20 protein-coding genes and 1 tRNA gene are annotated in these 20,828 nt (G+C 73.5%); 12 read left to right on the plus strand and 9 right to left on the minus strand.

All coding sequences use genetic code 11. The features are described from left to right. Positions 1-25 precede the first annotated feature (25 nt). Entirely contained in the window at positions 26-796 is a 771-nt protein-coding gene (locus tag ACIQVT_RS06915) for a TerD family protein (RefSeq protein WP_403748698.1), read from the minus strand. A 177-nt stretch (positions 797-973) separates the two neighbouring features. On the opposite strand from ACIQVT_RS06915, the gene ACIQVT_RS06920 reads away from it, so the two are divergent. From ACIQVT_RS06920 to ACIQVT_RS06930, 3 genes are read left to right on the plus strand one after another with little or no spacing between them, the layout of a single operon-like run. Then, the gene (locus ACIQVT_RS06920; RefSeq protein WP_403748700.1) at positions 974-2,149 is read left to right on the plus strand and encodes an HpcH/HpaI aldolase/citrate lyase family protein; all 1,176 of its coding nucleotides are present in this window, start codon (positions 974-976) and stop codon (positions 2,147-2,149) included. A gap of 26 nt (positions 2,150-2,175) precedes the next feature. After that, positions 2,176-4,632 (plus strand): phosphoribosyltransferase, encoded by a 2,457-nt coding sequence (locus ACIQVT_RS06925; protein ID WP_403748702.1) that lies wholly within the window; start codon positions 2,176-2,178, stop codon positions 4,630-4,632. Further along, positions 4,632-5,480, plus strand: coding sequence for an HAD family hydrolase (locus tag ACIQVT_RS06930; protein ID WP_403748707.1), 849 nt, complete (start codon positions 4,632-4,634; stop codon positions 5,478-5,480). The genes ACIQVT_RS06925 and ACIQVT_RS06930 overlap by 1 nt, the downstream gene beginning before the upstream one ends. Before the next feature lie 26 nt (positions 5,481-5,506). Here the strand turns inward: ACIQVT_RS06930 and ACIQVT_RS06935 are convergent, their stop codons facing one another. Then, positions 5,507-5,737: a zinc ribbon domain-containing protein gene (locus ACIQVT_RS06935; protein ID WP_403748709.1), complete on the minus strand. Its 231-nt coding sequence runs from the start codon at positions 5,735-5,737 to the stop codon at positions 5,507-5,509. A gap of 210 nt (positions 5,738-5,947) precedes the next feature. Between ACIQVT_RS06935 and ACIQVT_RS06940 the strand changes: the two genes are divergently transcribed. The 3 genes from ACIQVT_RS06940 to ACIQVT_RS06950 all read left to right on the plus strand — a co-directional run bounded on the left by ACIQVT_RS06940 (position 5,948) and on the right by ACIQVT_RS06950 (position 10,772). Continuing rightward, entirely contained in the window at positions 5,948-8,146 is a 2,199-nt protein-coding gene (locus ACIQVT_RS06940; protein ID WP_403749714.1) for a transglycosylase domain-containing protein, read from the plus strand. Positions 8,147-8,184: 38 nt separating this feature from the next. Further along, the gene (locus ACIQVT_RS06945; protein ID WP_403748712.1) at positions 8,185-9,480 is read left to right on the plus strand and encodes a hypothetical protein; all 1,296 of its coding nucleotides are present in this window, start codon (positions 8,185-8,187) and stop codon (positions 9,478-9,480) included. 188 nt (positions 9,481-9,668) lie between these two features. Then, on the plus strand, positions 9,669-10,772 hold the full coding sequence (locus ACIQVT_RS06950) for an amidase domain-containing protein (protein ID WP_403749716.1): 1,104 nt from the start codon (positions 9,669-9,671) through the stop codon (positions 10,770-10,772). On the opposite strand, the gene ACIQVT_RS06955 is transcribed toward ACIQVT_RS06950, so the two are convergent. From ACIQVT_RS06955 to ACIQVT_RS06965, 3 genes are all read right to left on the minus strand, one after another. Continuing rightward, on the minus strand, positions 10,760-11,332 hold the full coding sequence (locus ACIQVT_RS06955; protein ID WP_403748714.1) for a DUF4383 domain-containing protein: 573 nt from the start codon (positions 11,330-11,332) through the stop codon (positions 10,760-10,762). The two genes, ACIQVT_RS06950 and ACIQVT_RS06955, sit on opposite strands and share 13 nt — an antisense overlap. Positions 11,333-11,415: 83 nt before the next feature. After that, positions 11,416-12,822: a hypothetical protein gene (locus tag ACIQVT_RS06960; protein ID WP_403748717.1), complete on the minus strand. Its 1,407-nt coding sequence runs from the start codon at positions 12,820-12,822 to the stop codon at positions 11,416-11,418. 74 nt (positions 12,823-12,896) lie between these two features. Continuing rightward, a complete protein-coding gene (locus tag ACIQVT_RS06965; RefSeq protein WP_403748720.1) occupies positions 12,897-13,667 on the minus strand; it encodes a DUF4097 family beta strand repeat-containing protein in 771 nt (256 codons plus the stop codon). Between the two features lie 211 nt (positions 13,668-13,878). Here ACIQVT_RS06965 and ACIQVT_RS06970 point away from each other — a divergent pair. Then, positions 13,879-13,950 (plus strand) — tRNA-Val (locus ACIQVT_RS06970). A 57-nt stretch (positions 13,951-14,007) separates the two neighbouring features. On the opposite strand, the gene ACIQVT_RS06975 is transcribed toward ACIQVT_RS06970, so the two are convergent. Together ACIQVT_RS06975 and ACIQVT_RS06980 are read right to left on the minus strand one after the other, a co-directional pair. Continuing rightward, on the minus strand, positions 14,008-14,352 hold the full coding sequence (locus ACIQVT_RS06975) for a hypothetical protein (RefSeq protein WP_403748723.1): 345 nt from the start codon (positions 14,350-14,352) through the stop codon (positions 14,008-14,010). Positions 14,353-14,463: 111 nt separating this feature from the next. Next, the gene (locus ACIQVT_RS06980; protein WP_403748725.1) at positions 14,464-15,363 is read right to left on the minus strand and encodes a ketopantoate reductase family protein; all 900 of its coding nucleotides are present in this window, start codon (positions 15,361-15,363) and stop codon (positions 14,464-14,466) included. A 92-nt stretch (positions 15,364-15,455) separates the two neighbouring features. Between ACIQVT_RS06980 and ACIQVT_RS06985 the strand changes: the two genes are divergently transcribed. The 3 genes from ACIQVT_RS06985 (at position 15,456) to ACIQVT_RS06995 (ending at position 17,104) form a co-directional block, all read left to right on the plus strand. Continuing rightward, a complete protein-coding gene (locus tag ACIQVT_RS06985; RefSeq protein ID WP_403748729.1) occupies positions 15,456-15,707 on the plus strand; it encodes a DUF2277 domain-containing protein in 252 nt (83 codons plus the stop codon). Between the two features lie 245 nt (positions 15,708-15,952). Beyond that, positions 15,953-16,405: a DoxX family protein gene (locus tag ACIQVT_RS06990; RefSeq protein ID WP_403748731.1), complete on the plus strand. Its 453-nt coding sequence runs from the start codon at positions 15,953-15,955 to the stop codon at positions 16,403-16,405. An 87-nt stretch (positions 16,406-16,492) separates the two neighbouring features. Further along, the gene (locus tag ACIQVT_RS06995) at positions 16,493-17,104 is read left to right on the plus strand and encodes a DedA family protein (RefSeq protein ID WP_403749719.1); all 612 of its coding nucleotides are present in this window, start codon (positions 16,493-16,495) and stop codon (positions 17,102-17,104) included. Between the two features lie 55 nt (positions 17,105-17,159). Here ACIQVT_RS06995 and ACIQVT_RS07000 read toward each other — a convergent pair whose 3' ends face one another. Next, positions 17,160-17,804: an HNH endonuclease family protein gene (locus ACIQVT_RS07000; RefSeq protein ID WP_403748733.1), complete on the minus strand. Its 645-nt coding sequence runs from the start codon at positions 17,802-17,804 to the stop codon at positions 17,160-17,162. Between the two features lie 385 nt (positions 17,805-18,189). Between ACIQVT_RS07000 and ACIQVT_RS07005 the strand changes: the two genes are divergently transcribed. Beyond that, on the plus strand, positions 18,190-18,771 hold the full coding sequence (locus ACIQVT_RS07005) for a TMEM165/GDT1 family protein (protein WP_403748735.1): 582 nt from the start codon (positions 18,190-18,192) through the stop codon (positions 18,769-18,771). 180 nt (positions 18,772-18,951) lie between these two features. Then, entirely contained in the window at positions 18,952-19,620 is a 669-nt protein-coding gene (locus ACIQVT_RS07010; RefSeq protein ID WP_403748738.1) for an HAD-IA family hydrolase, read from the plus strand. A 246-nt stretch (positions 19,621-19,866) separates the two neighbouring features. Here the strand turns inward: ACIQVT_RS07010 and ACIQVT_RS07015 are convergent, their stop codons facing one another. Further along, positions 19,867-20,790 carry a peptidoglycan-binding protein gene (locus ACIQVT_RS07015; protein WP_403748741.1) on the minus strand — a complete coding sequence of 308 codons (924 nt, stop codon included), beginning with the start codon at positions 20,788-20,790 and terminating at the stop codon, positions 19,867-19,869. Positions 20,791-20,828 lie beyond the last annotated feature (38 nt).

Here is a 20,828-nt window from a genome sequence, read left to right on the forward strand (position 1 = left end):
CCGGCCGGCCCGGGGACGGCCGCCGCTACCGCCCGATGAACTGCGGGCCCTGCGGCGGCAACCGGAAGTGCGGGTCCAGCCCCACGGTCGCCGGCACCGGCACCGGCTGCCGGGGGTGGGTCTGCGGCTGTGCCTGCGGATAGCCGTAGGCCGCCTGCGGCGGCACCACGGTCGCCGGCAGCTCCGGAGGCAGTGGCCGGGACGCCCGCCCGGCGGACACCGGCTCCTCGTCCGTCTCCTCCGGCGCGCCCTCCGACTCGTCCACCGAGATACCGAAGTCGGTGGCGAGCCCCCGCAGCCCGTTGGAGTAGCCCTCGCCCAGCGCCCGGAACTTCCAGCCCTCCCCGCGCCGGTACAGCTCCCCGCAGATCAGCGCCGTCTCCGCGCCGGTCTCCGGCTTGATGTCGAAGCGGGCCAGCGGCTCCCCGTCCGCGGCGGCCGCGTCGTACAGCAGGACGCACAGGGCCGGCACCCGGTCGAAGGGGACGCCGTCGGCGGAGGCGACCAGCAGGATCCGGCCGACATCCGGCTCGACACCGGGCAGGTCTGTCTGGATCGTGTCGGTCAGCCCCTCGGCGATCCGCTTCTTGCCCAGTCGCCACACCACCCCGGAGGGGTGCCGGGGCTGGTTGTAGAAGACGAAGTCCTCGTCGGAGCGCACACGGCCGGCGGGGCCCAGCAGCAGCGCCGAGGCGTCCACGTCCGGGACGTCCCGCCCCGGCGTCCAGCGCAGCACCGCACGGACCGTGGTGGCCTCCAGCGGGACGTTCGACCCTTTCAGCATTGCGTGCGTCATGCGGTCATCCTGCCCTCTCCGTCCTGGTCACGACAATGCGGGGGGCCGGGGCGCCGACACGGGCGGGTTACCGGGAATTCATGCCCACCGGGAACTCCCGACACGTGTCCCTACGTACTATTACCGGCCACCCTTTACCGAATCCTCAGACTCGGCTCGCACCCCAGAGGGAGTCCTATGCGTCATTTCGGGCACATCGCCCCGGAGGTGCGTCAGCGCCTCTTCCACCGGGAGCCGTGCGCGTTCACCGCCGACTCCCCGGCCCGGCTGCTCTCCGCGGCCCTGGGCGCCACGCTGTACAGCCCGGCCACCCGGCCCCGGCTGGCCGAGGACATCGTCAGACAGGCCGGCAGCGGCGTGGTCTCGATGGTGCTGTGCCTGGAGGACTCGATCGGCGACGCGGACGTCGCGGCGGGCGAGGAGAACCTCGTCCGCCAGTTCGCCGCGCTCGCCGACCGCGCCGCCCGGCCCGGCGTCGAGCTGCCCCTGCTCTTCATCCGGGTGCGCACCCCCGAGCAGATCCCCGACCTGGCGCGACGCCTCGGCCCGGCCGTGCGGCTGCTGTCCGGTTTCGTGCTGCCCAAGTTCACCGGGGAACGCGGCGTCCCCTTCCTGGAGGCCCTGACCGCCGCCGAGACCGCCGCCGGCCGCCGGCTCTTCGCCATGCCGGTCCTGGAGTCCCCGGAACTGCTCTACCTGGAGTCCCGCGTGGACACCCTGGAAGGCATCTTCCGCGCGGTCGACAAGTACCGCGAGCGGGTGCTCGCCCTGCGCCTGGGCGTGACCGACTTCTGCTCCTCCTACGGCCTGCGCCGAGCCCCCGACATGACGGCCTACGACGTCCGGATAGTCGCCTCCGTGATCGCCGACGTCGTGAACGTGCTCGGCCGCGCCGACGGGACCGGCTTCACCGTCACCGGACCCGTCTGGGAGTACTTCCGCGTCTCCGAGCGCATGTTCAAACCTCAGCTGAGGCAGAGCCCCTTCCTGGAGATGCAGGCCGTCGAGCTGCGCGAGCAGCTCATCGAGCACGCCATGGACGGCCTGCTCCGCGAGATCTCCCTCGACCAGGCCAACGGCCTCCTCGGCAAGACCTGCATCCACCCCTCCCACGTCCTGCCCGTCCACGCGCTCTCCGTGGTCAGCCACGAGGAGTACAGCGACGCCCAGGACATCCTGCGGCCGGAACGCGGCGGCGGGGGCGTCCTCAGGTCGGCGTACACGAACAAGATGAACGAGGTGAAGCCGCACCGCGCCTGGGCCGAGCGGACCCTGCTGCGCGCCGAGGTGTTCGGCGTCGCCAACGAGGACGTCGGCTTCGTGGAGCTGCTCGCCGCCGGCATACCCGGCTGACCTTCCCACCTCTTCCCAAGGAACGCATGAAGAACGCAGTGAACGACGGGGTCTGGTCCGGCAGCTGGGTCGCCGGGCGACTCGGGGTCGCACTCTCGGGCGACGACGGGCTGCCGGCCCTGCTCGGGCTCGCCCTGCGCCGCAACCCCAAGCGGGCCCACCTGCTGGTCTCGAACGTCCTCGGCAAGCACGTCCCGCAGACGCCGTCCGTGGTGTACGGCCACGGGTTCCGGCTGGGCCGCCGGGTCGCCGAGCTGCTCGGCCCGGAGCAGGCGGCCACCGCGGTGGTCCTCGGCTACGCGGAGACCGCGACGGGACTGGGTCACGCGGTGGCCGACGGCCTCGGCACGGCGCCGTACCTGCACTCCACGCGCAGGCCGGTGGCCGGCGTCGCCCGGGCCGGCGGCTTCGAGGAGTCGCACTCCCACGCCACCTCTCACCTGCTGCTCCCCGAGGACCCCGGGCTGCTCCGCGGCGACGGGCCGCTGGTCCTGGTGGACGACGAGTTCTCCACCGGCAACACGGTCCTGAACACCATCCGCGACCTGCACGAGCGGTATCCGCGGCGGCGCTACGTGGTGGTCGCGCTGGTGGACATGCGCGCGCCCGGGGACACCGCCCGGCTGGAGCGGTTCGCCGACGGGACAGGGGCCCGGGTGGACCTGGTCGCCGCCGCGTCCGGGACCGTGCGGCTGCCGCCGGGCGTACTGGAGAAGGGACAGGAGCTGGTCGCGCGGTACACCCCCACCGACGAGGCGCCCGCCCGCACCCCGGAAGGGGCGCACCGGCCGGGGCGGGCCGCCCGGGTCGACCTGCGCTGGCCCGCCGGTCTCCCCGACGGCGGCCGGCACGGCTTCACCCCCGCCCACCGCGCCCGCCTCGACGCGGCGCTGCCCGCCATGGCCGGCCGGCTGGCCGAGGCGCTCCCCGCGGGCGCCGGCCGTGTCCTCGTGCTCGGCTCCGAGGAGCTGATGTACGCCCCGCTGCGCCTCGCCCAGGAGCTGGAGCGGCTCCTCGCGGCCGACGTGCGGTTCTCCACCACCACCCGCTCACCCGTGCTCGCGGTCGACGACCCCGGCTACGCCATCCGCACCCGGCTGGTCTTCCCCGCCCACGACGACCCGGCCGACGGCCCCGGCGAGCGCTACGCCTACAACGTGGCCGGCGCCGGCTTCGACACGGTCGTCGCCGTGGTCGACTCCGTCGGCGACACCCCCGCCCTGCACGCGCCCGACGGCCTCCTCGCCCGCCTCGCCGCGCACGTCCCGCACGTCCTGCTCGCGGTCGTCCCCTCGTACGTCCCGCCCGCACCCGAAAGGCCGGCCATGCTGCCCGAGCCCCTCCGCGGCCCCGCTTTCTCCTCGTACGCGCCGGAGGAGGTCGGCTGGCTGCTCCAGGACCTCTCCGACGTCACCCTGGAGGCGCCGACCGAGGAGCGCGAGGAGGCCATCCAGCGCGGCGGGGCGCACTACGCCGAGTCGCTGCCGGTGGAGTACCAGCCCAGCGAGCAGTACCAGCGGTTGTTCCACGCGGCCCTGGACGCCTCGGCCGCACGGATCGCCCGGGCGGCCGGCGCCGTGACGGAGCTGGTCCTCGCGGAGCGCTCGCCCCGCCCGGTGCTGGTCTCCCTGGCCCGCGCGGGCACCCCGGTCGGCATCCTCATGCGCCGCTGGGCGCGGTTCCGGCACGGTCTCGACCTGCCGCACTACGCCGTCTCCATCGTCCGGGGCCGGGGCATCGACGCCAACGCGCTGCGCTGGCTGGCCGCCCACCACGACCCCCGGGACGTCGTCTTCGTGGACGGCTGGACCGGCAAGGGCGCCATAACCCGCGAACTCGCGCGGGCCGTCGAGGAGTTCGAGGCGAAGGAGGGTGTCACGGGCTTCGACCCGGAGATCGCCGTCCTCGCCGACCCCGGCTCCTGCGTCCGCGCGTACGGCACCCGCGGGGACTTCCTCATCCCCTCCGCCTGCCTCAACTCCACGGTCTCCGGCCTGATCTCCCGCACCGTGCTGCGCGCGGACCTGATCGGCCCGGACGACTTCCACGGCGCCAAGTTCTACCGCGAACTCGCCGGCTCCGACGTCTCCGTGGCCTTCCTCGACGCCGTCTCCGCCCGCTTCCCGGAGGTGGCCGGCGAGGTCGGTCCGGCGGTCGCGGAGCTGATGGCCGAGGACCGCACGCCGACCTGGGAGGGCTGGCGGGCCGTGGAGCGGATCAGCGAGGAGTACGGCATCCACGACGTGAACCTCGTCAAGCCCGGCGTCGGCGAGACCACCCGGGTGCTGCTGCGCCGGGTGCCGTGGAAGATCCTCGCCCGGGCCGGGGCCGGCCCCGACCTGGACCACGTGCGGCTGCTCGCCGGGCAGCGCGGGGTGCCGGTGGAGGAGGTCGACGGCCTGCCGTACACCTGCGTCGGGCTGATCCACCCCCGGTACACGCGCGGTGCCACGGGCGCCGACGGCCGGGCGGTGACCGCGTGATGCCGGTGCTGGTGGCGAGCGACCTGGACCGGACGCTGATCTACTCCGCCGCGGCCCTCGCGCCGGCCGGCCCGGACACCGCGCCCGCGCCGCGGCTGGTGTGCGTGGAGATGTACGAGGGGCGGCCGCTGTCCTACCTGACGGAGACCGCCGCCGGGCTGCTGGCCGGCCTCGGCGACGCGGCCGTCTTCGTGCCGGCGACGACCCGGACGCGCGAGCAGTACCGGCGCGTCGAGCTGCCCGGGCCGCCGCCGCGGTACGCGATCTGCGCCAACGGCGGCCACCTCCTGGTCGACGGGGTCACCGACGCCGGCTGGCACGCGGGGGTGCGGGCGCGCCTCGCCGAGGAGTGCGCGCCGCTGGCCAAGGTGCACGCGCACCTGCTGGCCTCCGCCGACCCGCTCTGGGTGCGCAAGCAGCGGGTCGCCGAGGAGCTGTTCGTCTACCTCGTGGTGGAGCGGGAACTGCTGCCCGGGGGCTGGGTGGAGGAGCTGGCGGCGTGGGCCGAGGAGCGTGGCTGGACGGTCTCGCTCCAGGGCCGCAAGATCTACGCCGTGCCGAAGCCGCTCACCAAGGGCGCGGCCGTCCGCGAGGTGGCCCGCCGTACCGGTGCGGAGCCGACGCTCGCGGCGGGGGACTCCCTGCTCGACGCCGATCTGCTGCTGGCTGCCGACCGCGGCTGGCGTCCGGGCCACGGTGAGCTGGCCGACTCCGGCTGGGGCGCGCCGCACGTCGTCGCCCTGCCGGAGCGCGGGGTACTGGCCGGGGAGCGGATCCTGAGGGAGTTCCTGGCGGCGGCCCGGGCGTCCCCGCCGCCGCCCGCACACGCCGTCGGCCTACCGGCGTAGGCCCTCGGGCGTGCGGACGTCCGCGCTCAGCCGCAGCAGCCTCCGCCGCAGCATCCCCCGCCGCCACCTCGGCCGGCCTGGGGTGCCGGGGCGGGGGCGGTGCTGCGGGAGACGCCGGCCACGGCCACCGTCGACAGCAGTTTGACCGTGTCGTCGTGGCCCGCGGGGCAGCTCGCGGGGGTGGCGGACTGGGCCATCGGGCGGTTCAGTTCGAACGTGTCGCCGCAGGTCCGGCAGCGGTACTCGTAGCGAGGCATGGGCCCAGGTTAGCCGTCCGGGGCCCGTGAGGGGCATCTCAATGTTCTATGAGTCCTGCCTCCTATCCGGCATATGTGCGGGGCATTCGAAAACGTTACTGATAATTTGTGAATGCCGTGGCGAGGATGCTCAGCTCACCCGCGCGAGCGAGACCTAGTGCGGAGGGAGACGCAGGCGTGACCGACGCGTCGCAGGGGGAGGACGGCTCCATGGGGGGTGGCCGGGGCGAAGAGCCGCGGAAGGCCGACGAGACCCTGCATCTGAGAGTGGACGCCCTGAGGGCGGACGAGACCATGCAACTGCGGGTCCCGCCGCCGCCCGTCCCGCCGTCCCCGGCCGGTGGCCGTGCGGAACGGCGGCGCGGCGCGCGCTCCGCGCAGGGCGCCGCCGCGGGTGGCCGTGCCGCCGCCCTCTGGGCCGCCCGCGAGCGTGCCGTGGCCGTGGCCGCCCGCCTGCTGGGCCCGCTCGCCCCGTACGCGCGCCGTCTGAGGCCCGTCTACCCGCGCCCGGGCCGGACCGGCTGGCAGCGCTGGATACCCTCCTGGCGCCAGTGGCTCGGCGCCGTCCTGTCCGCGTGCGGCCTGCTCGGCGCGTTCCTCGTCACCGCGTACGCGATGACGGACATACCGGGCAATCTCAACTCGTACGCGACACAGCAGGACAACGTCTACTTCTGGGCCGACGGCACGCCCATGGCGCGGACGGGGTGGGTGCAGCGGCAGGCGATGCCGCTGCGGGACATACCCCCGGACGTCCGCTGGGCGGTGCTCGCGGCGGAGAACGAGAGCTTCTACTCGGACCCCGGCATATCCGCCAAGGGCATCACCCGGGCGCTGTTCCGCACGCTGGGCGAGGGGGACACCGAGGGCGGGTCCACCATCACCCAGCAGTATGTGAAAAACGTTTATCTCACCCAGAACCAGACGGTAAGCCGCAAATTCACCGAGGCGATGATCTCCCTCAAGCTCGACAACAAGATGAGCAAGGACCAGATCCTCGAGGGCTATCTCAACACCAGCTGGTTCGGCCGCGGCACCTACGGTATCCAGCGGGCGGCGCAGGCGTACTACGGCAAGGACGTCGGCAAGCTCAACGCCTCCCAGGCCGCCATGCTCGCCTCGCTGCTCAAGGGCGCCGGCCTGTACGACCCGACGCTCGGCAAGGCCAACCACGCGCGGGCGGTGGAGCGCTGGTCCTGGATCCTCGACCGCATGGTCAAGATCGGCAAGCTCTCGGCGCGGGAACGGGCGACGTACACGAAGTACCCCGAACCGCTCAAGAGCAACCCGCTGTACGACACCGGTGAGCAGAGCGACTACCTGGTGGAGCTGGCGTCGCAGTACGCCAAGAAGGCCGCGCACCTCACGGACAAACAGTTCGACCTGGGTGGCTACCAGATCTACACGACATTCGACCGCAAGCGGGAGAAGGCGCTGACCGACGCCGTCGGCAAGGCCCGCGGGCAGGCGAAGCGGACCGACCCGAAGGTGGCGGCCGACGCGCACTACGGCGCCTCCTCGGTGGCCGCGGACGGGCGCATCCTGGCCGTCTACGGCGGCCCGGACCACCGCAGGCAGGGCTACAACGAGTCCAACGCGACCACCGTCCCGGCCGGCAGCGCGTTCACGCCGTTCGTCTACGCCGCCGGACTGGAGCACGGCGTCCACACGACACGCGACGGGCCCGCCACGCCCGTCACCCCGGAGTCCGTGTACGACGGCGACGACGGCGTGCCCGTCACCACCCCGGAGGGACCCTACTGGGACCGCAGCGGCAAGAAGGTCGCCGCGCACAACGACGGCGGGCGGTCGTACGGGCGGATCACGCTGCGCGAGGCGATGGCCCGCTCGGTGAACACCCCGTTCATGCAGCTCGGGATGGACACCGGCCTGGCGCAGGTGCGGGCGACCGCCGAGGCGTCCGGGCTGCTGTCCTCCAGCATGGGCCCGCAGGTGCCCGCCCTGTCGCTGGGGAACTCCACACCGAGCGCGATCCGGATGGCCAGCGGCTACGCGACGTTCGCCGCCGGCGGCAACCACACCGAGCCGTACTCGGTGCGCCGGGTCACCCGCAACGGCGCACCCGTCGCGATGACCGTCCCGCACGCCAGGCGGGCGGTCGGCGGCACGGTGGCCGAGCAGGTCACCGACGCGCTCACCGACTCCTTCCGCACGGCCCATCCCGGGGCGGGGGCCGGCCGGGCCGTGGTGTCGGGCAAGGCCGGCACCACGGACAAGGACACCGCCGCCTGGTACGTCGGCACCGCCGACTCCGTGTCCACCGCGGTCGTCGTCTACCGGATCGACCTGGCCAAATCCCTGGAGCCGTTGCCGCTCCACGGACTGGCCGGCACATCCGCCGACAGCGTCCCGTACACCCTCTGGTCGGCCGCGACGGGTGTCGGCTGACACCTGCCCACCTTCCCCTTCCCCAGAATGAGCCGCGCATGCCCAGCAAGATGTCGTCGTCAGGTCGCCGTCGAGCCCCCCGTCGCCGCGCTGCGCCCCGCGCCACCCGGCCCCAGGTGCTGACCGCCCTGGCGGCCCTCCTGGTGGTGGGGTCGCTGGTGGCCGGCTTCCTGGCGCTGTCCCGCTCGGACGGCACCGCGCCGACCGCCTCCGCGGACCGGAAGCCCGCGACCGCCCCGAAGGCCACGCCGAGTCCGAGCTGGGACGGCCGGACCAAGGTCCTCGGTGACGGCTCGACCTCGTACACGGGCCCGCAGAAGGGGCAGTTGAAGCCGGTGCCGCTCAAGCCGGGGGAGAAGCCGCCGCAGTTCGTGGTGTTCTCCTGGGACGGCGCGCTGGAGGGCGGCGACCACCTGTTCTCGCACTACCGGGAGCTGGCGAAGCAGTACGACGCCCACATGACGTTCTTCCTCACCGGCATCTACCTGCTGCCCAAGAGCAAGAAGTCGCTCTACCACGGCCCCATGCACTCACCGGGCGACGCCGCGATCGACTACGCCACCGACGAGCACATCCGCACCACGCTGGAACAGCTGGGCAAGGCCTACCGGGACGGCGACGAGATCGGCACCCACTTCAACGGTCACTTCTGCGAGGCCAAGGGCGGCGGCGACTGGAGCGTGGGGGAGTGGAAGAGCGAGATCGACCAGTTCTACTCCTTCGTGGAGCACTGGAGGACCAACACCGGCTTCACCGACCTGCCCCCGCTGCCGTTCGACTTCAAGCAGGAGGTCACCGGCGGCCGGGCGCCCTGCCTGGAGGGCCAGAAGAACCTGCTGAAGGCCATCCAGGACTACCACTGGCGCTACGACGCCAGCTCACCGGGCGACTTCCAGATATGGCCGTCGAAGAAGAGCGGCGTCTGGGACTTCCCGCTCCAGATGCTGCCGTACGAGAGCGGCAAGTACCAGGGCCTGTCCATGGACTTCAACTTCCTGTACAACCAGTCCGGCGGTGAGACCAAGGGCGACCCGGCCAAGTACCCCGAGTGGGAGCAGCAGACCGTCGACTCCTACATGGCCGGCTTCAACCGCGTGTACTACGGCAGCCGCGCGCCGCTGTTCATCGGCAACCACTTCGAGGACTGGAACGGCGGCATCTACATGCGGTCCATCGACCAGGTGGTCAAGAACGTCTGCACCAAGAAGGGCGTGAAGTGCGTGTCCTTCAAGGAGCTGGCCGACTGGCTCGACGTGCAGAAGCCGCAGACCCTGGCCGCCCTGCGCAATCTCGACCCCGCCCAGTCGCCGGACTGGTCCGCGGTCGTCAAGTGACATGCGCGTGCCGTCGGTTCCACTTGTGCAACCCCCTTCACATCCGCCGCACACACCGTGCGAAGATGCCCCTCTCCCGGTAGGTGTACCGGCGTAGAGGGGAAACATCATTGAAATCAAGAAGACTGAGCCGTAAGCGGAGCCGCACGGCCATAGTCACCGCGGCCGCCGCCTCGGTGGTCGCCGGTGTGGCCCTGGTGCCCAACTGGAGCGCGGGCGCGGCGGTGACCGACGATCCCACCGTGGACGCGGCCACCAAGGCGACCTTCCAGCGGCTGGCCGACGCGGTCTTCACCGACCGCACGCAGGCTCTCGTGGAGGGCGCCGGCAAGGCCGGCACCCGGCACACGTCCGGCTTCTCGGGGTCGGTGCGCCTGTCCGGCGGGCAGACGCGCGAGCAGACGTCCGCGCTGGACCAGCTGCGTGACCGCCGCAGCCGGCTCGCCCGCCTGGGCGAGACGTACGGCGGGGGCAGCACCAAGGTCACGCTGGACGCGACCCGGGTCACGGGCCGGCACGCGAAGGTCGACGTCACCGAGAACACGACGCTGTCCTACGACAAGGCCACCACCAAGGGGCCGAAGTCCACCGGCTTCCAGGCGCACCACGAGCTGACCTTCACGGCCGACCGGCACGGGACATGGCAGCTGACCGGCATCCGTGACACGGACGACGGCTATCTCGCGGTGAACCAGGTCGCCAAGCCGGCCGTCGCCAAGGTGAAGACCGCCGGTGACGACGACGGCCCGCCGAGCGCGGTCCGCTCGGCCACCAGCTGGCCCGCGCCCGCCAACGCGAAGAACTTCTCCGCGTCCGGGTACGACTACCAGGCCATGGCGGCGTACGCGGCCAAGTACTGGAACACGTACAACCCGGCCTACCCGGACTTCAACGGGCAGGGGGCCGGCGGCGACTGCACCAACTTCGTCAGCCAGTCCCTGAAGGCGGGCGGCTGGAAGCACGTCCCCGGCTACACGAACGACTTCCACAAGTGGTTCGGCAACTCCGACATCCAGTCGGACTCGTTCGTCGGGGTCAACGAGTTCTCCTGGTTCGCCCTGTCCTCCAAGCGGGTCACCAGCCTGGCCAACGTCTACCAGCTGGACGTCGGTGACGTCCTCCAGATGGACTTCAACCGGGACGGGTCGAAGGACCACTCCATGATCGTCACGTACCGGGACCGCCGGGGCGTGCCGTACGTGAGCTATCACTCGACCAACACCTACAACAGGTCGGTGGCCAGCCTCGTCGCCTCGTACCCGAGCGCGGCGTTCTACGCCTACCGCACCTGATCGCGCTGCGGGTCCTGCCGCCCCTGCCCCTCCTGCCGCTCCTGGGCGGAGGGTTCGGGGTGGCGGGCCCGCCAGTACGGGTTGTCGTACGGCAGGGCGTGTCCGACCCGGCCGTACATCCCGAACGTCATCAGCAGCAGCCCGACGATGAAGCTGAACAAGACGTTCTGCATCCGGAAGGCCAGGAAGTTGTTGGTGGTGTCCAGCAGGCCGAGGAACAGGAAGCCGTTGAGCAGGAACAGCACGCCGAGGACCATGTTCAGGGTCGAGGCGAAGTTCCCGCCGATCACCATGCCGATCATCAGGATCGCGCCGATGCAGATCGACAGCACGCTCAGCGAGCCGTTGGTGTTCAGCCCGACAACCCTGTCCCCGCCGGTGTTGAAGTAACCGATGTGGTTGATCAGGCCGAGGATGCCGAAGACGATCAGGAACGCGCCGATCAGGCCCGCCCCGAACCGGTAGACCTGGTTGAGGTGGTGGTCGACGGGCAGGTGGTCGTCCAGCCGCGTCCGCCGGCGCTCGCCGGCGTTCCTCGTGTGCATCGCGTGTGCGGCCATGTCCGGCTCCCTCGGGCGCTAGCGGAGGCCATCCGTCCACTTCAATGACAGCCCGTCCGGACCCACTCGGCAACACGCGCCGGTCAGTGCCCGGTGCCGCGCTCCTCGCGGATCCGCGTGACCACCCCGGCCACCGCCCGCCGCACCGCGTCCGTCTCGGTCAGGAAGTGCCAGTAGTCCGGGTGCCGCCCCTCCAGCGTGCCGATCGCCCGCTCCAGCCGGGCCACCGCCTCGTCCAGCGGCCGGGCGTCGCGCGGATCGGGGGTCGTCCGGCCCGTCATGGCCAGCCGCTGGGCGTCCCGGATCGCGAACCGGGTCCGCTCGATCTCCTGGTGCGGATCCTTCTGCACCGCGTTCAGCCGGGTCAGCCGGTCCCCGGCGGCCGAGACCGCGTCGTCCGTGGTGTTCAGCAGGGCCCGGACGGTCGACAGCAGTGAGGTGGCGTCCGGCCACCGCTGGGCGTCCCGCGCCGCCTGCGCCTCGCCCAGCTTCAGCTCGGCCTGCCGGACGTTCTGCGCGGCCTGCTCGGGCACGTGCTGGAGATCCTGCCAGCAGGCGGCGGCGAACCGGCGCCGCAGCTCGCTCAGCACCGGCTGCACCCCACCGGCGCGCGTGGTCAGCGCCTGCGCCCGGGTGCGCAGGCTGACCAGCCGGTGGTCGATCTCGGCGGCCCGCTCCGGCAGCCGCTCGGCCTCCGCCCGGATCGCGCCGGCCTCCCGCTGCATCCGCTCCGCGCGCTCCAGCGTCGTCGCCACACCGTGCTGCCCGGCGCCCTGGTTCAGCCGGGTCAGCTCCGGCGACAGGGCCGCCAGCCGGGCCGCCAGGTCGTCGGCGCGCAGCCCTCGCTCCCGTACGGCGTCCAGGGCGTTGCTCGCCGCCAGCAGCGACTGCCGGGCCCGCTCCACGGCCGGTGCCAGCCGGGCCAGCGCGGTCTCCGCGCTCCCCAGCAGCGGCCCCAGCGAGGCACCGAACCGCTCCAGTTCCCCCCGGACGCGGACCAGCTCGTCCCGGGCCGCGGTCAGCTCGGCCCGCGCCCGGTCGGCGGCAGCGGCCTCCAGGTCGTCACGGTCCAGGTCATGGGCGTCCACGGCCTGGATGTACTGCCCGCTGACCTCGTCGATCCGGCGCCCGAGCGCCTCGAAGTCCGAGACGGCGCGCCGGGCGGCGGGGGAGTCGTCGACCGCCGTGATGGTCTCGATGGATATCCGCAGGTCCCGCTGGGCGGTGTCGAGTTCGTAGAACGCCGCCGCCGCGGCGTCCTTGGCGGCCTGCGCGTCGGCCCGCCGGCTGTCGGCCCGGCCGCCGAACCAGCGCCGGGTGCCGCCACCGGCGAACGCGGCGGGCAGCGCGAGCGCGGCCAGCACGGGCAGGCCCATCAGGGTGAGGGTGTCCCGCAGAGCGCCGCGCGGCGGGGCGGACCCGCGGCGGGCCCGTGCGGTGGACGGCGGCGGGTACGGCCGCTTCGCTGGCGTGCCCGGTGTCGCCGTCACATCCCTCTCCCGTGCTGTGGTCCGCGCTGGGTGGTGTCATTCTCCCACCCGTCGAAGACGAACACACGGGCCGGTCAGTTCGCCGTGCGCACCGTGATGTTCCCGTCCTGGGTGTGCGCGGACACCCGGTGCGGGCTGCTGTCGTCGCGGGGCACGGACACGGACACCGCCCCGTCATCGGCCCCGGCCGAGACCCGGTAGGCGCCCCTGGGCACGGTGACCGTCACCGAGCCGTCGTCGCTGCGGACGTCCACGAGGTCGGGCGCGTCGGACAGCCGCACGTCGACCGGGCCGTCCTCGGTGACGGCCCGCACCCGCCGGGAGGCCACGTCGGCGTGGACCGAGCCGTCGTCGGCCCGCAGGTCCAGCGGTCCGCTGGAGTCGGTGACGCGCACGGCACCGTCCTCGACGCGGACGCCGAGCGGGTCCCGGAACCCGGAGGCCTTTACTTCGCCGTCCTCGTTCACGACCTCGACGGCGATGCCGCGCGGCACCTCGATCCGGTGGCGGGCCGAGCAGTCGGTGACGATCCCGGAGCAGTGCAGGCGCAGCACGAGCCGGTCGCCGGTCATGGACCACCGCGGCGTCGGGCCGTCACCGCCCACCACGGACCCGTCGAACCAGCGGGTCACGGCGACGGTGCCGGCCTTCCGCCCGGGCGCGGCGACGACGTCCAGCGCGGAGTCGTCGGAGTCCACGGTGAGGGTACGGCCGTGGAGGGCGAAGGTCCGGTGGTCCGGGTGGTCGTCGGCGGCGGCCGAGGCGCCGCAGGCGGTGAGCCCCGCGAGGAGCGCGCCGGTGAGGACGGCCGCGCCGGCGGCGCGGACGGGTGCGGAACGTGCCATGGATGGTCCCCCCTGAGCCGGCCCGCCGGACCGGGGGCCGGAGTACGTCGGTCTTCCGGCGACTCTAGGGGGCGGGCGCCCGCGGGACGCTCCGGCGGCCACCCGGACACAGGGTGGGGACAACCCCCCGTTCCGCCGCTCCCGCCCAGGACGGCGGGGCGCAACGGTTTGCGGTGCGGGCCGCCGGGCGATGTAGGCTGTCGGCCTGCCCGGGTGCGTAGCTCAGGGGTAGAGCGCCTGCCTTACAAGCAGGATGTCGGCGGTTCGAAACCGTCCGCGCCCACCGGCCGGCCCCTCGGAGTCCTCTCCGGGGGGCCGTCGTGCTGTGCGGCGCCGGCCGTTACCTGCCGCCCTCCGCCGCCTCCCCGTGGGCGTGCTTCAGCCGGGTGCGCGCCTCGACGCGCTCCGCCGCCGCGACCTCGGTCCAGAAGCGGTGCGTGCTGACGAACACCGCGAGTTCGTGCTCGCGGCGCCGCAGCTTCTCCACCTCGGCCTGCTCGTCGTCCGTCCAGCCGGGGGAGGCGGGCCGCTCCACCTTGCGCCAGCCGTTGTCGTCGCTGAAGCCGTCCATCGGCTCGACCGACCAGGGAAGCCGCCTGAGCAGGGCCGACAGCTCGGCCCGGACCTGATGCAGCTCCTCCTGGCCGGCGAGGAGGTCACTGGGGAAGTCATAGGTCGTAGCCACGCCGCAATGGTACGCCTGTTCGATTTCCCGGGGCGAGCTCGATCCGGGAAAGCGGACGACGTTCATCCGTACGAGTGGCACAGGCGCCGCGGGGCGGACGGACGGCCCCGGTCAGTGCCCGGCGGCGCGCAGCTCCCGCACCAGCCGCGCCGTCACCGGCACCGGTACGCCGTGCCGCCCGGCCGGGCGGAGCAGCGCCCCGCCGACGGCGTCCAGTTCCAGCGGCCGGCCCGCCTCGGCGTCACGCTGCATGGACGACCTGGCGGCCGGCGGGAAGGCGTCGTACCGCGCCACGGCCGCCGCCGGATCGGCCGGCACGCCGCAGGCCCGGCTCACCGCGGTGGTCTCGGCGACCAGTGCCTCCAGCTCACCCCGGTGAGCGGTGCGGACCTCGCCGAGCGGGCGGCCGTACCGCGTGGTGAGCAGGGCGAACGGGGCGAGGAAGGCCATCTTGGCCCACAGCGCCGCCCGCTCGTCGCCGACCACGCGGACGGTCGGTCCGGCGGCGCCCAGGTGCGCGGCGAGGGCGTCGAGGCGGGCGCGCGGTACGGCGTCCCCGGCCAGGTCCAGCTCCGTGAACGGGCTTCCGTGTTCGATCAGGCCGGGGGCGAGCCGGGTGGACTCCACGCGGATCACGGCCGGGGCGACCCGGTCCGGGCGGTAGCGGGCGCGGAGGGTTGCCGGATGCTCGACGCCGTTCAGCAGCGGCACGACGAGCGCGTCGCCGAGGACGGCGGGCGGGACCCGGGTGAGGGCCGCGTCGAGCGCGGTGTGCTTGACGGCGATCAGGCAGGCGTCCACCGGTCCGCGCAGCTCGGTGTCCGCCGCCACGGGGGCGGTGAAGTCGCCGAACTGCGGGCTGCGGACCGTGATGCCGGTACGGCGCAGGGCGTCGGCCGTGTCCTCGCGGGCCACGCAGACGACGCGGTGGCCGGCGCGGGACAGGAGGGCGGCGAGCAGGCCGCCGGTGCCGCCGGGGCCGAGCACGGCCACGGTGAGCGGGTTCGTCATGGAGTTGTCCTTCCGACGGTCGGCCCCGGGGTCGGTGGCCGCCTTCTCCGGTGATCCTCGCAGGGGCGGCCGGGGCGCGCCAGACTGAGGGCATGTGCCGGAGCATCAAGACCCTGCGTCCGCCCGCGCTGCCGGGCGAGGCCACGGACGAGGACATGCGGGCCGCCGCGTTGCAGTACGTGCGGAAGGTGTCCGGGTTCCGGGCGCCCGCCGCCCACAACCGCGAGGTCTTCGACCGGGCGGTGGAGGCCGTGGCCCGCGCCACGGCGGAGCTGCTCGACGGGCTGGAGGTACGCGGCGCGGGCGCCGTACGGGCGGAACCGGAGCGGGTGGCCGAGGGCTAGCCGGTCCGGGCGCGGCGGAACGGCGGCGTCCGAGCGGGCCGGAGTCCCCGGTTCCGCCGGGAGGGCCGTCGCGCCGTTCCGCCATGCCCTCCCGAGGGTGGGCCGGGGGACACCCCGACCCTTGATGTTGAACTTGCAAGTATTGCTTAGGGACCCCTAACCTGGGCCCTCGTTCGGTTCCGCCGCCCCCACGGCCGGCCCACGTCCCCGGCCGGCCCGACCGACACCGAAGAGGAGACGTCCCCATGTCCGCACGCCTCAACTCCGCCCAGCCCTATGCGCTCGGGCTCTTCCGCATAGTCATCGGCCTGCTCTTCGCCGTGCACGGCGCCGCCTCCTTGTTCGGCGTCCTCGGCGGCGCCACGGGCACCGGCGGCACCGTCGACGCGGGCACCTGGCCCGGCTGGTACGCGGCCGTGATCCAGCTGGTCGCCGGCGGCTCGGTGCTGCTCGGCCTCGGCACCCGCGGGGCCGCGCTGATCGCCTCCGGTTCGATGGCCTACGCCTACTTCGACGTCCACCAGCGTGCCGCCCTGTGGCCCATCCAGAACGGCGGCGAGCCGTCGGTGCTGTTCTGCTGGGCGTTCCTGCTGCTGGTCTTCACCGGCTCCGGCGCCTTCGGCATCGACCGGCTCCTCGCCCGGCGCACGGTCACGGCGGGCGAACCCGCCGCGGAGCAGGCCCCGCTGGCGGCCTGACCGACGGCCCCCGAACCCCGCGACACCTCCTGTCACACCCCCGGCGTACGCTGTATGGCTGTCAACGGGGGAGTGTCGGGAGTCGTGGTGTTCGAGAGCGTGGGGTCGCTGGCGGCCGGTCCGTGGATCTATGCCGTGGTGGCCCTGTCGGTACTGTTCGACGTGTTCCTGCCGGTGCTGCCGAGCGGGGTGCTCGTCATCACGGCCGGTACCGCGGCGGCCGCGGGTTCGGGCGCGGCCGGCGGGGTCCCGCACGAGGTGCCGGACATCCTCGCCCTGATCCTCTCCGCGGCGACCGCCTCGCTCCTCGGCGATCTGGTGGCCTACCGGCTGGCATGGCGGGGCGGCGCCCGCCTGGACCGCGCGATAGCCCGCTCCCGGCGGCTGACCACCGCGCAGGAACGTCTCGGCGACGCCCTCGCCCGGGGCGGCGGCGCGCTGGTCGTCCTCGCCCGCTTCGCCCCCGCCGGCCGCTCGGTCGTCTCCTTCTGCGCGGGCGCCGCCCACCGCCGCGCCCGCGACTTCCTGCCCTGGTCCGCCCTGGCCGGCCTGTCCTGGGCGGCCTACAGCGTCGCCCTCGGCTACTACGGCGCCCAGTGGCTGGGCGCGACCTGGCTCGCCGCGGGCGTCTCCGTGGCCGCGCTGTTCGCTGCGGGCGCCGCGGCGGCCTTCCTGGTGCGGCGGCGGCCGGTCTCCTGACCCGAGGGGCCCGCGGTCGCCGTACGCCCGGGCGGGTGGCCGTACGGCGCGGGACTCAGCAGCTCGCCAGGTAGTTCGTCAGCGCGCTCTTCTCGGCGGAGTCGACCGACAGGTCGTAGTAGTACTTCACCTGCACCCAGGCACGGACGTAGGTGCAGACGTACGCGGACCGGGAGGGCACCCAGGTGGCCGGGTCCTGGTCGCCCTTGGCCTGGTTGACGTTGTCGGTGACGGCGATCAGCTGCGGCCGGGTCAGGTCGTTGGCGAAGCCCTGCCGCTGGGCGGTGGTCCACTTGCTCGCCCCGGAGTCCCAGGCCTCCGCCAGCGGCACCAGGTGGTCGATGTCCAGGTCGGAGGCGGCGGTCCAGGTGGCGCCGTCGTAGGGGGAGTACCAGCTGCCGCTGGTGGCGGCGCACGAGGAGTTGGTGACGACGTTCGTGCCGTCCCGCTTCAGGACCGTCTCGCGGGTGTTGCAGGTGCCGCTGATGGTGATCCACAGCGGGAAGAGGTCGCGGCTGTAACCGGTGCGGTTCTCGGTCGCCACGGTGAGCTGGGCGAGGTAGCCGCGGGCGGTGGCGGCGCTGACCGGCGTGGGGAGGGCGGCCGAGGCGCTCGGGGAGTTGACCAGGGCGACGGAGGCCAGCAGGCCGGTCAGGGTCGCGAGTATGCTCAGCCGTCGACGCGCGTAGAGTTTGGGCATGGGGTAACTCCCTTGTGGGGTACGGGTGTTGGGGTGCGGCGAGGACATGCTCGCGGGGTGGCGTTGCCGGGGGGTGAGCGCTCGGTAAGAAGCTAGTGACGTGCGCATGACACGACAAGGTTCACGGCTGAACCTTCACATCCCGTACGATGGGTGGCGCAGAAGGGGAGTAGCTCTTCGCCGGACCGTCGACATACTGCTCAGCGAGCCTGAGCCGGCGCCCGGAGGCCGACCACCGACATCCATCGGGGTCCGCCAGCGAGACCTTCGGCAAGCAGTGCACGCCCGTGCCCCCCGGCGCGGGCGCCGAGTGCGCTGCCGTGCCGAGGTGTCACCGCGTGACGTACCGCACTCTCGGCGGGGCAGCCCGACCGATTGAGGGACCTTGATCAGCATCACCGTGACGGCGCTCGTCTTCGGCATCGTCTTCCTCGCCGAACTGCCCGACAAGACCGCGCTCGCCGGCCTCGTCCTCGGCACCCGCTACCGCGCCTCGTACGTCTTCGCGGGCGTCGCCGCCGCCTTCCTCCTGCACGTCGTGCTCGCCGTCGCGGCCGGCAGCGTGCTGACCCTGCTGCCCCAGCGGATCGTGCACGCCGTCACCGGCGTCCTCTTCCTCGGCGGCGCCGCCATGCTGCTGCTGAGCAAGGGTGAGGACGAGGAGGAGATCAGGAAGCCCGCCGACCAGTCCTTCTGGAAGGTCGCCGGCACCGGCTTCATGCTCATCCTGGTCGCCGAGTTCGGTGACCTCACCCAGATCATGACCGCCAACCTCGCCGCCCGTTACGACGACCCGCTCTCCGTCGGCCTCGGCGCCGTACTGGGCCTGTGGGCCGTCGCCGGACTGGGCATCGTCGGCGGAAAGGCCCTGATGAAGCGGGTTCCGCTGCGGCTGATCACGCAGATCGCGGCGGGGCTGATGGTGGCGCTCGGCGTGTGGAGCCTGTACGAGGCCGTGGCCGGCTGAGCGCGGCCGCCGAGCTGAACGGCGGATGAACGTCCGCCGGGGGTGGTGGCGGGAGGCCCGGCCTGTTTTGTACCGTAGAGAAACAAAGTGGCTCCCGCCCGTTCTCCCTGACCGGCGGGCGGGGCCGCCTTGTGCCCCGCCGTCCCCCGACCGGGACCCCGCACCGTCCAGGAGCTGCCGATGCCGGCCACCGCCGCGCCCACCGTCCTCACCGCCCGGGCCCTTCTCCTCGACATGGACGGCACCCTCGTCGACTCCCACGCCGTCGTCGAACGCATCTGGCGGCGCTGGGCCGAGCGGCACGGGCTGGACGGCGACGAGGTGATGAGCGTCGTGCACGGCCGGCAGGGCCACGCCTCCATGGCCGTCCTGCTCCCCGACCGGCCGCATCGGCAGAACCTCGCCGACAACGCCCGCATGCTCGCCGAGGAGACCGCCGACACCGACGGCGTCACCGAGGTCCCCGGCGCCGGCGCCTTCCTCGCCGCCCTGCGCGGGCTCCCGCACGCCCTGGTGACCTCCGCCGACCTCGCGCTCGCCACCGCCCGCATGGACGCCGCCGGGCTGCCGCTGCCGGCCGTCCGCGTCACCGCCGAGTCCGTCGACGCCAGCAAGCCCGACCCCGAGGGGTTCCTCAAGGGCGCCGCCGCGCTGGGCGTCGACCCCGCCGACTGCGTCGTCTTCGAGGACTCCGGCGCGGGTATCGCGGCGGGGCGCTCCGCGGGGATGCGGGTCGTGGGGGTGGGGGCGGGGGCTGCGGCCCACGGGCCGGATGTCGTCGTGCGGGATCTCACGCAGGTGGCGGTGGAGGTTGTAGGGGACGGAGCGGTGCGCCTGCGGCTGGGCTGAGCTGTTCGGGTGCGGGTGCGGGTGTGGGTGGGGGCTGGTCGCGCGGTTCCTCGCGCCCCTGGGTGGGTTGGTGTGGGCCGGGGTGGGGAGTGGGGGTTCCTGCGGATGCCCGGTCCGGTGCGGGTGTGGGTGGGGGCTGGTCGCGCGGTTCCCCGCGCCCGTGGGGTTGGTGTGGGCCGGGGTGAAGTGGGTGGGGGTCGGTCTCGGCAGGTTTCCGCGGGTCTGGGGTTCTTCGTGGGCCTCGGGTCAGGGGGTGGGGGTTTCGGACTGTAGGGCGGCTCGGGTGGTGGGGCCGTATTCGCCCAGGGGTTCGGTGGTGATGCCGCGGGCCAACTGGTAGTTGCGCACCGCGTCCTCCACCGGGCGGGTGAACACGCCGTCGATCCGGTCGCCGTAGAGGTTGAGCCGGCGCAGCCGCTGCTGGAGCTCCGTGACCTGCGGGCCGGTGTCGCCGCGTCGCAGTACCGGGACCGCGGCCGGCGTGGGACGGGGGCTGCCGGAGGTCGTCCCGGAGGGGCTGGGCGAGGCGGAGCCGGACGCGCTGCCCGACGGCGTCGGGGACGGGGTCGGGGACGCGGAGCCCGGGGACGGGGCCGGGTCGGCCGGCGCCGACGGAGGGCCGGACGGGGACGGAGCCGGTGGGCGGGGCGCGGGCGGGGGCGCCGACGCCGAGGCGGGGCCCGGGGTCACGGCGTCCGGGATGCCCGGCCTGACCTCCGGGGCCGCCCGGTCCGGTGCGGGGTCGTGGTAGGCGGACAGCGCGAAGCCGGCCACCGCGATCAGCGCGATCCCCGTGCCCGCGGCCAGCAACGGCACGGTACGGCGGGAGCGGCGCGGCGGCCGGGGCTCCCCGGCGTCCGCCGCGCCGGGCGTATCGGGCGCGCCGGGTGTACCGGGTGCGCCGGGTGCGCCGGTCTCCGCCACCGCCGTCGGGGCCGGCGGGTGCGGGGGGCCGGGCGGACCAGGGGGCCCGGTCGGCGCGTCCCGGACGATGTCGGCGACGTAAGGGCGTATCCGCAGCGGGTCGAAGTCCTCCGCCGCCGCGGCCTCGGCCGTGCGGGTCTCGCGCAGCGCCGCCGCGGCCCGCGCGGTGCAGTCGCAGGACGGCGAACCGTCCGGTTCCCTCGGCGCCCCGCACTCCGGGCACCTGGTGTCCTCGTTCCCCGTCACCCGTCCGGCCCTCCCCTCGGGAACTCCAGAGAATAGGC

This window comes from Streptomyces sp. NPDC100445 (assembly GCF_044759735.1).
In the GTDB taxonomy this organism is placed as follows: domain Bacteria; phylum Actinomycetota; class Actinomycetes; order Streptomycetales; family Streptomycetaceae; genus Streptomyces.

Coding starts and splice junctions, on each gene's coding strand:
- ACIQVT_RS07000 (WP_403748733.1), bottom strand. CDS start 17,804: ATGCCCAAACTCTACGCGCGTCGACGGCTGAGCATACTCGCGACCCTG.
- ACIQVT_RS06980 (WP_403748725.1), bottom strand. CDS start 15,363: ATGACGAACCCGCTCACCGTGGCCGTGCTCGGCCCCGGCGGCACCGGC.
- ACIQVT_RS06925 (WP_403748702.1), top strand. CDS start 2,176: ATGAAGAACGCAGTGAACGACGGGGTCTGGTCCGGCAGCTGGGTCGCC.
- ACIQVT_RS06965 (WP_403748720.1), bottom strand. CDS start 13,667: ATGGCACGTTCCGCACCCGTCCGCGCCGCCGGCGCGGCCGTCCTCACC.
- ACIQVT_RS06985 (WP_403748729.1), top strand. CDS start 15,456: ATGTGCCGGAGCATCAAGACCCTGCGTCCGCCCGCGCTGCCGGGCGAG.
- ACIQVT_RS06990 (WP_403748731.1), top strand. CDS start 15,953: ATGTCCGCACGCCTCAACTCCGCCCAGCCCTATGCGCTCGGGCTCTTC.
- ACIQVT_RS06940 (WP_403749714.1), top strand. CDS start 5,948: ATGGGGGGTGGCCGGGGCGAAGAGCCGCGGAAGGCCGACGAGACCCTG.
- ACIQVT_RS06935 (WP_403748709.1), bottom strand. CDS start 5,737: ATGCCTCGCTACGAGTACCGCTGCCGGACCTGCGGCGACACGTTCGAA.
- ACIQVT_RS06920 (WP_403748700.1), top strand. CDS start 974: ATGCGTCATTTCGGGCACATCGCCCCGGAGGTGCGTCAGCGCCTCTTC.
- ACIQVT_RS06930 (WP_403748707.1), top strand. CDS start 4,632: ATGCCGGTGCTGGTGGCGAGCGACCTGGACCGGACGCTGATCTACTCC.
- ACIQVT_RS06915 (WP_403748698.1), bottom strand. CDS start 796: ATGACGCACGCAATGCTGAAAGGGTCGAACGTCCCGCTGGAGGCCACC.
- ACIQVT_RS06955 (WP_403748714.1), bottom strand. CDS start 11,332: ATGGCCGCACACGCGATGCACACGAGGAACGCCGGCGAGCGCCGGCGG.
- ACIQVT_RS06945 (WP_403748712.1), top strand. CDS start 8,185: ATGCCCAGCAAGATGTCGTCGTCAGGTCGCCGTCGAGCCCCCCGTCGC.
- ACIQVT_RS07010 (WP_403748738.1), top strand. CDS start 18,952: ATGCCGGCCACCGCCGCGCCCACCGTCCTCACCGCCCGGGCCCTTCTC.